Genomic DNA, 12,179 nt, shown 5'->3' on the forward strand with positions numbered 1-12,179 from the left:
GCACGTTGTCAGCAGTTTGAGAGAGGGCATCGCCCTCTCTTTTATTATGGTTCACGCTTGTTGCGCTTTACTGTTTCGGCTCGGCGACCACGGTGCTTCCCACGCCGCGGTTATTGTACTCCCACATGCGGTTGAAGCCGTTGTCGTTGAGGTTGCGCTGCAGATTGCCTTTGTCATCGGCGCTGCCGGTGTTGCCGCTGAACGGGCGGCCGGAGCCTACCGCCGCCGCCCACGGCTGGGCAATATTAAAGCCTTCATTGATAGCGCTGTCGCGGATCACCACCTGGCCGTTGCTATTGCCATCGACATCCAGCGCGCGGCCGAGCTGCGCGACGTTATCCCCGGAGGCGGTGAAGCGGCTGTTGGTCGCCAGGAAGCCGTAGGTCACGCTCTTCAGAGTAGCCGGCGCGAAGACGTAGGCCTCTTTCTGGGTACGGGAATTCACCACGCGGAAATCGGTGTTATCAAACACCACCGCGCCGCGGCCGGAAACGATATCCACATCGCCTTCAATGTAGCTGTTGGTCACCAGGGTGCGGGTCTGACGGTTGTCCTGCAGACGGTTTTGCACGCCGCTGTTGGTCACGAAGAAGGTGTTCTGACGGCCAAGAATATTGACCTTATTGATCTGCACCTGGTCGCCATCGCTGCGCAATGCCACCGCCTGGTGGGTACCGGCGTCAACGCTGTCGCCGAGGTTGTTGGCGATGGTCAGGTTCTGCAGCTGCAGACCATTATTCTGTGACCAGAAGACTGCGGAACACATTACGCCGATGGTCGCCGCGGATTTGCTTTGGCAACTGTCGAACATATACCACGCCGGTTTACCCGGCATATATTTACCGCCTGGATTGACCAGACGACGCCAGGTGTTGCGATCCATCTCGGAATCAATGGCTTCGCTGATTTTCACGTCGATTGGCTTATCGCCAGTACCATACAGGGTCAGGGCGCCCGGCGCCGCCGGAACGTAGACGGTTCCAGGGTACTCGCCCGGCATAATCGCGATATACAGACGACGGTTAGAGTGACGGGCAATTGCCGCATCCACCGCCGCCTGAATGGTGGTATGGGTTACGCCCTGGGTTCCCGCAGGGCCGACGATAAAGTCAGGCTGCGCCGGCAGGCTGATGGCAGACGGCGTCCAGGCGGCGGCGTTGGGAGCCAGCGACTGGAAATAGGCCGCCGGCGTGAAGTTTTTCGCTTCTTCGGCGTTGAGTATGGGACGCGCGGTAGTGCCCGGTGCAGTCTGCGTTGAGGGCTGTTGATCGGCAGGCGTCGAGCTACAGGCGGACAGCGTCACGCCGAAGGCCAGCGCCAGCGCCAGACGGGAAACGGAATATGTGTTCATGTTGCTCCGGGCAAAATTAAGCGTAGTGAAATACCCCGGCTGAGACGCCAGGGTATAAGTCCTTTAAAACCTGCTGTTTTATACTAACTTGAACGAAACGGGAAGACGTGGACGGAAAAACTTACCGTCTTTACGCAACGCGCAGCCCTGCCGGATGGTCTTTAGTCACAAAAAAATAACATTTCCCTGCGCTATTGTTGACTTTACCGGCGTTATGAAAATAAATGTCTATACAACCCATGACAAGTTAAGCGCTATGACTGAAGCCACTTCCGAACTCGTTATCTGGCGAAACGGGCGTCTCGCCACCCTGAACCCCGATCACGCTCAACCTTACGGCCTGCTGGAGCGCCATGCGCTGCTGGTGCGCGACGGCCGCATCGCGGCGATTGTCGCCGAAGATGACGTCCCCAGCGGGCGCAGTATCGATCTTGAAGGCCGGTTGGTAACGCCGGGATTAATCGACTGCCACACCCATCTCGTCTTCGGCGGCAGCCGGGCCCAGGAGTGGGAGCAGCGGCTGAACGGCGTGTCGTATCAAACCATCAGCGCCAGCGGCGGCGGCATTAACTCCACCGTGCGCGCCACGCGCGACAGCAGCGAAGCTGAACTACTGGCGCTGGCCCAGCCGCGTCTGGAACGCCTGCTGCGTGAAGGGGTGACCACCTTGGAGATCAAATCCGGCTACGGCCTCGACCTGCCAAACGAACGCAAAATGCTGCGGGTCGCCCGACAACTGGCCGATCATAATGGCGTGGAACTGTCGGCGACGCTGCTCTCCGCCCACGCCACGCCGCCGGAATATCAAGGCGATGCTGACGGCTATATTACGCTGGTCTGCGAGACCATTTTACCGACGCTGTGGCAGGAGGGACTGTTTGAAAGCGTTGACGTCTTCTGCGAAAACGTCGGCTTCAGCCCGCAGCAAACTGAGCGCGTCTTTCAGGCGGCGCAGGCGCTGGGCATTCCGGTAAAAGGCCACGTTGAGCAGCTCTCGTCGCTGGGCGGCGCGCAGCTGGTGAGCCGCTATCATGGGCTTTCCGCCGACCATATCGAGTATCTGACGGAAGAGGGCGTGGCGGCGATGCGCGAAAGCGGCACCGTGGCAGCCCTGCTCCCCGGCGCATTCTACTTCCTTAATGAAACCCGTAAACCGCCGGTCGAGCTGCTGCGCAAGTACCAGGTGCCGATGGCGGTGGCGACCGATTTCAACCCCGGCACCAGCCCCTTCGCCAGCCTGCATCTGGCGATGAACATGGCCTGCGTTAAGTTTGGCCTGACGCCGGAGGAGGCGTGGGCCGGGGTGACGCGCCATGCCGCGCGGGCGCTGGGGCGCCAGGCCAGCCACGGCCAGCTGGCGCCGGGCTTTGTCGCTAACTTCGCCATCTGGGATGCTGAGCATCCCGTCGAGATGGTGTATGAGCCGGGGCGCAGTCCGCTCTGGCATCGCGTTGTTCAAGGAGAGTTGCAATGATGCTGTGGCAAGCTACGCCAGCCAGTCTCTGGCAGGGACGCGACGACAGCGCGGAAGCGCCCAATGCGCTGCGCCTGTTCCAGACCATCGTCCGCGCGGAACGCTTCGCGCCGCAGGAGATGCCCGGCGATATCGCGCTGCTCGGCTTCGCCTGTGACGAAGGGGTTCGGCGTAACAAGGGGCGTACCGGGGCAGCGGACGGCCCGGCGACCCTGCGCCGGGCGTTGGCCAATATGGCCAGCCATCAGGGTCATGACCGCTGCGTGGATATGGGCACCATCAGCGTCGACGGCGAGCAGTTAGAAGCCGCGCATCAGGCGCTGCGCGAGGCGGTGGCCGACTGTCAGCGGGTGGGTAAACGCACGCTGGTCCTGGGCGGCGGCCACGAGACGGCCTTCGGCCACGGCGCTGGGGTACTGGATGCCTTCCCGGGCGAAAAAGTGGGCATTATTAATCTCGATGCGCATCTGGATCTGCGCTTTGCCGACTGCGCCAGCTCCGGGACGCCGTTCCGCCAGTTGGCGCTGGAGTGTGACGCGCAGCAGCGCGGTTTTCACTATACCTGCATCGGGGTTAGCCGGGCGGCGAACACCCAGGCGCTATGGGATGAAGCGGCGCGCCGCCAGGTGGCTATCGTTGAAGATCTGGAGGTGCTGACAGCCTTCGAAACTCGCGTGTTGCCGGAGCTTGAGCGCAATATCGCGCAATTCGACCGTCTGTATCTGACTATCGATCTCGACGTACTGCCGGCGCGAGAAATGCCGGCGGTGTCGGCCCCGGCGGCGCTGGGCGTGCCGCTGGCCACGCTGCTGCGCATCGTTGAGCCGCTGTGCCGCAACGGTAAGCTGCAGGCGGTGGATCTGGTGGAGTTTAACCCGCTGTTTGACATTGACGGTCAGGGCGCTCGCGCGGCGGCCCGTCTGGCATGGCAAATCGCCCATTGGTGGCGCTAGCGATCCGCGCTATTATTTTCGTTTCGCCGCTCCGCTTATTACGCATAAGGAAAGCCAGGCCATGTTTGCACAACAACCTCGTTCCGCGCCCGCGCCTTTCTATGAAAAGGTGAAGCAGGCGATCAGCGAAAAGATCCACAGCGGCGTCTGGCGACCGCATGACCGTATCCCGTCGGAAGCTGAGCTGGTGGCCCAGTTCGGCTTCAGCCGAATGACCATCAATCGCGCGCTGCGTGAGCTGACGGACGAAGGCCTGCTGGTCAGGTTGCAAGGGGTGGGAACCTTTGTCGCCGAGCCGAAAGGGCAGTCGGCGCTGTTCGAGGTGCGCAGTATTGCCGCAGAAATTGTCGCCCGTCACCATCAGCACCGCTGTGAGGTACTCCTGCTTGAGGAGACCCGGGCGGATCATATTCAGGCGACGGCGCTCAGCGTCCCGGAAGGCACCCGCATCTTTCACTCGCTGATGGTGCATTACGAAAACGAGGTGCCGGTGCAAATCGAAGATCGCTGCGTCAATGCCGCAGTGGTCCCGGACTATCTGCATCAGGACTACACCGCCACCACGCCCCATGATTACCTGTCGCTGATCGCGCCGTTAACTGAAGGTGAACATATTGTTGAAGCGGTGCAGGCCACGGCGGAAGAGTGCGCGCTGCTGCATATTCACGCCCACGATCCGTGCCTGCTGATCCGTCGCCGCACCTGGTCGACAACCCACATCGTCTCCCACGCGCGCCTGCTGTTCCCCGGTAGCCGATATCGTCTGCAGGGGCGCTTTGGCTCCTGATCCACGCTGGCGTCAGCAAAACGTGATTGCTGACGCAATATAACAAAATTGTATCATTTCTGTTAAATCCTGGCTTGCGCATGCTTGTATAGACAAGTATATGTATCTACGTAAACAACGTTCATTGTCAGGAGAAACCCCGATGTCGCAAAGCAAATATCGCCAGCTGGACGTCCGTGCGCCAAGAGGCACGACGCTGACCGCGAAGAGCTGGCTGACCGAAGCCCCGCTGCGTATGTTAATGAATAACCTTGATCCCGATGTCGCCGAAAACCCGCACGAGCTGGTGGTCTATGGCGGTATTGGTCGCGCAGCGCGCAACTGGGAATGCTATGACGCTATCGTGAAGGCGCTGAAGAACCTGGAAAGCGATGAAACCCTGCTGGTGCAGTCCGGGAAGCCGGTGGGCGTATTCAAAACCCATGAAAACTCACCGCGTGTGCTGATCGCCAACTCCAACCTGGTCCCGCACTGGGCCACCTGGGAACACTTTAACGAGCTGGATGCCAAAGGGCTGGCGATGTACGGCCAGATGACCGCCGGCAGCTGGATCTACATCGGCAGCCAGGGCATCGTGCAGGGTACCTACGAAACCTTCGTCGAAGCCGGTCGCCAGCACTACCAGGGCAGCCTGAAAGGCCGCTGGGTATTAACCGCCGGTCTGGGCGGCATGGGCGGCGCGCAGCCGCTGGCCGCGACGCTGGCCGGCGCCTGCTCGCTGAACATCGAATGTCAGCAGAGCCGCATCGATTTCCGTCTGCGTACCCGCTACGTGGATGAGCAAGCCACCTCGCTGGATGACGCCCTGGCGCGCATCAAAAAATCACCGCCGAAGGGCGGGCCATCTCTATCGCGCTGTGCGGCAACGCCGCGGAGATCGTACCGGAGCTGGTGAAGCGCGGCGTGCGCCCGGATATGGTCACCGACCAGACCAGCGCCCACGACCCGCTGCATGGCTATCTGCCGAAAGGCTGGAGCTGGGAAGAGTATCAGCAGAAAGCCGAATCCGACCCGCAGGGCACTATTCTGGCGGCGAAACGCTCGATGGCCGATCACGTGCAGGCGATGCTGGCCTTCCATGAGATGGGGGTCCCAACCTTCGACTACGGCAACAACATCCGCCAGATGGCGCAGGAAGTGGGCGTCAGCAACGCCTTCGATTTCCCGGGCTTCGTGCCGGCCTATATCCGCCCGCTGTTCTGCCGCGGTATCGGCCCGTTCCGCTGGGTAGCGCTGTCCGGCGATCCGCAGGATATCTACAAAACCGACGCGAAAGTGAAAGAGATCATCAAAGATGATCAGCATCTGCACCACTGGCTGGATATGGCGCGCGAGCGCATCAGCTTCCAGGGACTGCCGGCGCGTATCTGCTGGGTCGGTCTGGAGTGGCGGCAAAAACTCGGTCTGGCGTTTAACGAAATGGTGCGCAGCGGCGAAGTCTCCGCGCCGATCGTCATTGGCCGGGATCACCTTGACTCCGGCTCCGTCGCCAGCCCGAACCGCGAAACCGAAGCGATGCGCGATGGTTCTGATGCGGTCTCCGACTGGCCGCTGCTCAACGCCCTGCTCAATACCGCCAGCGGCGCGACCTGGGTGTCGCTGCACCACGGCGGCGGGGTAGGCATGGGCTTCTCGCAACACTCCGGGATGGTTATCGTCTGCGATGGTACCGATGAAGCGGCGGCGCGTATCGCCCGCGTCCTGCACAACGACCCGGCGACCGGCGTAATGCGTCATGCCGACGCGGGGTATGAGATTGCCATTGAATGCGCAGCAGAACAGGGTCTGAATCTTCCGATGGTGGCGGCAACGCAGGGGAACGCTAAATGAAATCTTTAACTTTGATCCCGGGTCAACTCAGCCTGTCGCAGCTCCGCGACGTTTACAGCCACCCGGTAAATATTACCCTCGACAGCGGCGCGTTTGCCGCCATTGACGAGAGCGTGGCCTGCGTCAACGCCATCCTTGCCGAAGGGCGTACCGCCTACGGCATCAACACCGGTTTTGGCCTGCTGGCGCAAACCCGTATCTCGACGGAAGATCTGGAGAACCTGCAGCGTTCGCTGGTGCTGTCCCATGCGGCGGGCGTTGGCGAGCCGCTGGACGATGATCTGACGCGGCTGATTATGGTGCTGAAGATTAACAGCCTGTCCCGCGGTTTCTCCGGGATCCGCCTGAGCGTGATCCAGGCGCTGATTGGCCTGGTGAATGCCGGCGTGACGCCGTGGATCCCGGCCAAAGGCTCCGTCGGCGCTTCCGGCGACCTCGCGCCACTGGCGCATATGTCGTTAACCCTGCTCGGAGAAGGTAAAGCGCGGGTACGCGGCGGCGAATGGCTGCCGGCCACCGAAGCGCTGCGTCAGGTGGGGCTGGAGCCGATTACCCTGGCGGCGAAAGAGGGGCTGGCGCTACTCAACGGCACCCAGGCCTCGACCGCTTTTGCCCTGCGCGGTCTGTTCGAAGCCGAGGATCTGTTCGCCTCCGCGGTCGTCTGCGGGGCGTTAACCACCGAAGCGGCGCTGGGCTCACGTCGTCCGTTTGATGCGCGCATCCATGAAGTGCGCGGCCAGCGCGGGCAGATTGATGCGGCGGCGCTGTATCGCCACCTGCTGACCGACGATAGCGCGATCTCGCAGTCGCACCATAACTGCAGCAAGGTGCAGGACCCGTACTCCCTGCGCTGCCAGCCGCAGGTGATGGGCGCCTGCCTGACGCAGATCCGCCAGGCGGCTGAGGTGCTGCTGGCTGAAGCCAACGCGGTCTCCGATAACCCGCTGGTCTTTGCCGCCGAAAATGACGTCATCTCCGGCGGTAACTTCCATGCCGAACCGGTGGCGATGGCCGCGGATAATATCGCGCTGGCGATCGCCGAAATCGGCTCGCTCTCCGAGCGCCGCATCGCGCTGATGATGGACAGCCATATGTCGCAGCTGCCGCCGTTCCTCGTCAAAAATGGCGGCGTCAACTCCGGGTTTATGATTGCCCAGGTCACGGCGGCGGCCTTAGCCAGTGAAAACAAAGCGCTGTCGCACCCGCATAGCGTTGACAGCCTGCCCACCTCCGCGAACCAGGAAGACCATGTTTCCATGGCGCCGGCTGCCGGTCGCCGCCTGTGGGCGATGGCCGAGAACACCCGCGGGGTGCTGGCCGTTGAGTGGCTGGCGGCGGCGCAGGGGCTGGATATGCGCGAAGGACTGACCACCAGTCCGCTGCTGGAAGAGGCGCGTCACTTGCTGCGCGAACGCGTGCCGCACTATACGCAGGATCGCTACTTCGCCCCGGATATCGATAACGCCATTGCGCTTCTGGCGGCCCGTCACCTGACGCGTCTGCTGCCTGCCGTACTGCATTAATCACCGTTGTTCTCTGTACCCGCGTCGGGGGAAGTCATTCCCCCGACCGCCCTACACCGCATATTTGTCGTCATATAAAAAAATCAGGACACCTGTATATGCAACAACAACACAAGCCACATCTGCTGCGCGGGCTCAATGCCCGACACATTCGGTTTATTGCGCTCGGCTCCGCTATCGGCACCGGGCTGTTCTATGGCTCGGCCTCAGCCATCAAAGCGGCGGGCCCGGCGGTGCTGCTGGCCTATCTGATTGGCGGCGCGGCGGTGTTTATCGTCATGCGCGCGCTGGGCGAGATGGCGGTGCGCAACCCGGTTTCCGGCTCCTTCGGCAGCTATGCCCGCCAGTATCTCGGGCCACTGGCCGGGTTTATTACCGGCTGGACCTACACCTTTGAAATGGTGATCGTCGCCCTGGCCGACGTCACCGCCTTCGGCATCTATATGGGATTGTGGTACCCCGATGTGCCGCGCTGGATCTGGATCCTCAGCATCATCTTCTTTATCGGCGCGATGAACCTGTGCAACGTGCGGGTATTTGGCGAGATGGAGTTCTGGCTGTCTCTGGTGAAGGTGGTGGCGATTATCGCCATGATGCTGGCGGGGGCGGGGATCATCTTCTTTGGCTTTGGCCACAGCTTCCCGGCCACCGGGCTGGAAAACCTCTGGAGCCACGGCGGCTTTGCCCCTAACGGCTGGCAGGGCGTTATCGCCTCGCTTGGCATCGTGATGTTCGCCTTCGGCGGGGTGGAGATTATCGGCGTCACCGCCGCGGAAGCGAAGGATCCTAAGAAGGTGATCCCGCAGGCCATCAATACCATTCCGCTGCGCATTATCCTGTTCTACGTCTGCACCCTGGCGGTACTGATGGCGATCTTCCCGTGGAACAGCTTTGGCGAACAGGGGAGTCCGTTTGTGCTTATTTTCGACGGTCTGGGGATCCCGGCGGCGGCGACCATCCTTAACATCATCGTGATCAGCGCCAGCATCTCGGCGATTAACAGCGATATTTTTGGCGCCGGACGCATGATGTACGGCATGTCGAAAGAGGGGCTGGCGCCGAAAAGCTTCCAGCGCATCGCCAGCAACGGTGTGCCCTGGATGACGGTGGTGGTCATGGGCGGCGCGCTGCTGGCGGCGGTGGTATTGAACTATCTGATCCCCGAGCAGGTATTTGTGCTAATTGCTTCGCTGGCGGCATTCGCCACGGTATGGGTGTGGCTGATGATTCTGCTATCCCATTTTGCCATGCGCCGCGGTTTGTCTGCCGAAGAGCGCAGCCAGATCGCCTTTCCCATTCCGTTCTGGCCGGTTGCGCCGCTGTTGACGCTGCTGTTTATGGGGCTGGTCATCGCCGTATTAGGGATGTTTGCCGAAACGCGGATGGCGCTGATCGCCGGCCTGGTCTGGCTCGGGCTGCTGACGGTGGTGTGGTATGCGCGGGTGCGTAAAACGGCGCTGCAGGTAGCCACTGAACAGTAAGATCAATTTCCCCGGTGGCGCTGCGCTTACCGGGGCTACAAATGGCACGGACCGTAGGCCGGGCAAGGCGTCAGCCGCCGCCCGGCATAAAAGCGGCTCCGTGCCCGCGGCAATCGTCCGGCGGCGCTGCGCTTGCGCGGGCCTGGGGGTATTGTAGATACTGCTATCGGCTTGTAACGGTTTTAATCCGGTAAAAACAGTTGTTTTGTATTAATTCCGAGCACATTGCGCTCCCGAAATGTCTTCTACGTTATGTTTCTCATGGAGCAGGGAGCGCACAGGGGGCGGCCAGTCGCCGCCGCCCCCTGTACCCCCGGGCTTCGGCCAGCAACATCGCCACTGCGTGGTGCCTTCGACTTATCCCTGCAGGCTTCGGGTCGGGCCGAGGCAGCGTCCTTGCAAAACACGGCCCTCAGCCCGCATCCATGCGGGCTGCCCCGGCCTTCCGGGAACGTCTCAGCGATGTTGAGGCCGCCAGCCCCGGCAGTTTCAGCGGCCCCATGTTTGGCGGCGATTCACATACTGGGTCTGGACCCCGTAGGCCGGGTAAGGCGTCAGCCGCCGCCCGGCAAAATAACCGCGCAATAGCACCGTAGGCCGGGCAAGGCGTCAGCCGCCGCCCGGCATAAAAGCGGCTCCGTGCCCGCGGCAATCGCCCGGCGGCGCTGCGCTAGCATGGGCGTGGGGGTAGTGTAGGTTGGGTAAGCGCAGCGCCACCCGAAAAACAAATGGCGCCGCGGGTACCCCGGATAAGGCGCAAGCCGCTATCCGGGGAAGATTAACTGAACAGGGCGGTGATGGAGGCGCTGGCGAGGGAATGGAAATGGACGTTAAAGCCGACCATCGCGCCGCTGGCCTCAGCATCCACCTCAATTTTCTCGACGTCCAGGGCGTGGACGGTGAAGATATAGCGGTGGGTTTCGCCCTTCGGCGGCGCCGCGCCGCCGTAGCCTGCCTTACCAAAATCGGTGCGGGTCTGAACGGCCTCTTCCGGCAGCTCCGCCTGACCGGAACCGGCCCCTTGCGGCAGGACGCGGGTATCGGCCGGCAGGTTAGCGACCACCCAGTGCCACCAGCCGGAGCCGGTCGGCGCATCCGGATCGTAGCAGGTCACCACAAAGCTTTTGGTTCCCGCGGGCACATCATCCCACATCAGATGCGGCGAAATATTGTCGCCATCGTAGCCCATGCCGTTGAAGACGTGACGATTAGGCAGCTTACCGCCGTCCTGGAGATCGTGACTGATCAGTTTCATGCTTCATCCTCATTGATAATGCGCTGATTAACAAAGAAGTGTAGCCTTCCCGACGACGCAATTCCGCTATTTATTCGCTAAAAAATGTTTCGTCCTGCACTGCCTGGTTGACCGCACGGGTCAGGCGGGTCAGCTGCTCGGGCGTGATGATGTACGGCGGCATCAGATAAATCAGCCGGCCAAACGGACGGATCCAGACTCCCTGCTCGACGAAAAAGCGCTGCAGGGCGGCCATGTTGACCGGGCGACGGGTTTCAACCACGCCAATAGCGCCCAGCACGCGGACGTCCGCGACCAGCGCAGATCCCCGCGCCGGGGCCAGCTCGGCCTGCAGCTGGGCTTCAATCGCCGTCACCTGCGGCTGCCATTCGCCGCTCTCCAGCAGGCGCAGGCTTTCGCCGGCCACCGCGCAGGCCAGCGGATTGCCCATAAAGGTGGGGCCGTGCATAAAGCAACCGGCTTCGCCATTGCTAATGGTTTCAGCAACCGTTCGGGTGGTGATGGCGGCGGAAAGGGTCATGGTGCCGCCGGTCAGCGCTTTGCCCAGACACAGAATGTCGGCGGTAATCCCGGCGTGTTCACAAGCGAACAGCTTGCCGGTGCGTCCAAAGCCGGTGGCAATCTCATCGGCGATCAGCAGTATCCCTTCCCGGTCGCACATTTTACGCACCCGCTTCAGCCACTCCGGATGGTACATCCGCATGCCGCCCGCCCCCTGGACGATAGGTTCGAGGATCACCGCGGCGATTTCATGACGATGCGCGGCCATCAGGCGGGCAAACGGCACCATATCCATCTCGTCCCACTCGCCGTCAAAGCGGCTTTGCGGCGCGGGGGCGAACAGGTTATCCGGCAGGTAGCCCTGCCACAGGCTGTGCATCGAGTTCTGCGGATCGCAGACCGACATCGCTCCGAAGGTATCCCCGTGATAGCCGTTGCGGAAGGTCAGAAAACGACGACGTGGTTCGCCTTTAGCCTGCCAGTACTGCAGCGCCATTTTCATCGCCACCTCTACCGCCACTGAACCGGAGTCGGCGAGGAAAACGCACTCCAGCGAGGCCGGGGTCATCGCCACCAGCTGACGGCATAGCGCTACTGCCGGCGGATGGGTGATCCCGCCGAACATCACGTGCGACATTTGGTCAATTTGCCCCTTCAGCGCCGCATTGAGGCGTGGGTGATTGTAGCCGTGGATCGCCGCCCACCAGGAAGACATACCGTCAACCAACTGTTCGCCGCCGGCGAGGGACAGCTCGCAACCGTGGGCGGACACCACCGGGTAGACCGGCAGGGGGGAAGTCATAGAGGTGTAGGGGTGCCAGATGTGGCGCCGATCGAAAGCGAGATCGTCCAGTGTCATAAGCGACTTGTAAACCATTTTGAAAACATTTAGGTTTACAAGTCTACACTGAACTTACTTACAATGAAACGTACACAAAATATTTCGCGCAGCATCGAGGCGGCAAGCGAGAACATCCCCAGGAGCATAGTTCACTATGTGACTCGGGTGCGCGAGTGCCGCCAA

The 12,179-nt window shown here is 61.6% G+C and carries 10 protein-coding genes and 1 other annotated feature; of the genes, 7 read left to right on the forward strand and 3 right to left on the reverse strand.

The window, feature by feature from the left end:
* Positions 1 to 67 precede the first annotated feature (67 nt).
* Complete coding sequence (locus KPHS_16170; protein ID YP_005225917.1) at positions 68 to 1,351, reverse strand: putative pectinesterase; 1,284 nt, start codon at positions 1,349 to 1,351, stop codon at positions 68 to 70.
* Between the two features lie 154 nt (positions 1,352 to 1,505).
* Between KPHS_16170 and KPHS_16180 the strand changes: the two genes are divergently transcribed.
* The 7 genes from KPHS_16180 (at position 1,506) to KPHS_16240 (ending at position 9,399) form a co-directional block, all read left to right on the forward strand.
* A complete protein-coding gene (locus KPHS_16180; protein ID YP_005225918.1) occupies positions 1,506 to 2,825 on the forward strand; it encodes an imidazolonepropionase in 1,320 nt (439 codons plus the stop codon).
* Entirely contained in the window at positions 2,822 to 3,778 is a 957-nt protein-coding gene (locus tag KPHS_16190) for a formimidoylglutamase (RefSeq protein YP_005225919.1), read from the forward strand. The genes KPHS_16180 and KPHS_16190 overlap by 4 nt, the downstream gene beginning before the upstream one ends.
* Positions 3,779 to 3,839: 61 nt before the next feature.
* Positions 3,840 to 4,565 carry a histidine utilization repressor gene (locus KPHS_16200; RefSeq protein ID YP_005225920.1) on the forward strand — a complete coding sequence of 242 codons (726 nt, stop codon included), beginning with the start codon at positions 3,840 to 3,842 and terminating at the stop codon, positions 4,563 to 4,565.
* Between the two features lie 142 nt (positions 4,566 to 4,707).
* The gene (locus KPHS_16210; RefSeq protein YP_005225921.1) at positions 4,708 to 5,460 is read left to right on the forward strand and encodes a putative urocanase; all 753 of its coding nucleotides are present in this window, start codon (positions 4,708 to 4,710) and stop codon (positions 5,458 to 5,460) included.
* Positions 4,708 to 6,395, forward strand: a sequence feature (potential frameshift: common BLAST hit: gi|336249366|ref|YP_004593076.1| urocanate hydratase). It overlaps the preceding gene by 753 nt.
* On the forward strand, positions 5,457 to 6,395 hold the full coding sequence (locus KPHS_16220; RefSeq protein YP_005225922.1) for a putative urocanase: 939 nt from the start codon (positions 5,457 to 5,459) through the stop codon (positions 6,393 to 6,395). Its footprint overlaps the feature before it by 939 nt. Before KPHS_16210 ends, KPHS_16220 begins: the two co-directional genes overlap by 4 nt.
* Positions 6,392 to 7,918, forward strand: a complete 1,527-nt coding sequence (locus KPHS_16230; RefSeq protein ID YP_005225923.1) for a histidine ammonia lyase — start codon at positions 6,392 to 6,394, stop codon at positions 7,916 to 7,918. Before KPHS_16220 ends, KPHS_16230 begins: the two co-directional genes overlap by 4 nt.
* Before the next feature lie 98 nt (positions 7,919 to 8,016).
* Complete coding sequence (locus KPHS_16240) at positions 8,017 to 9,399, forward strand: putative amino acid permease (RefSeq protein ID YP_005225924.1); 1,383 nt, start codon at positions 8,017 to 8,019, stop codon at positions 9,397 to 9,399.
* 778 nt (positions 9,400 to 10,177) lie between these two features.
* On the opposite strand, the gene KPHS_16250 is transcribed toward KPHS_16240, so the two are convergent.
* Positions 10,178 to 10,654, reverse strand: coding sequence for a putative kinase inhibitor protein (locus KPHS_16250; RefSeq protein YP_005225925.1), 477 nt, complete (start codon positions 10,652 to 10,654; stop codon positions 10,178 to 10,180).
* Positions 10,655 to 10,724: 70 nt separating this feature from the next.
* Positions 10,725 to 12,014, reverse strand: coding sequence for an adenosylmethionine-8-amino-7-oxononanoate aminotransferase (locus tag KPHS_16260; RefSeq protein YP_005225926.1), 1,290 nt, complete (start codon positions 12,012 to 12,014; stop codon positions 10,725 to 10,727).
* Positions 12,015 to 12,179 lie beyond the last annotated feature (165 nt).

Source organism: Klebsiella pneumoniae subsp. pneumoniae HS11286 (assembly GCF_000240185.1).
In the GTDB taxonomy this organism is placed as follows: domain Bacteria; phylum Pseudomonadota; class Gammaproteobacteria; order Enterobacterales; family Enterobacteriaceae; genus Klebsiella; species Klebsiella pneumoniae.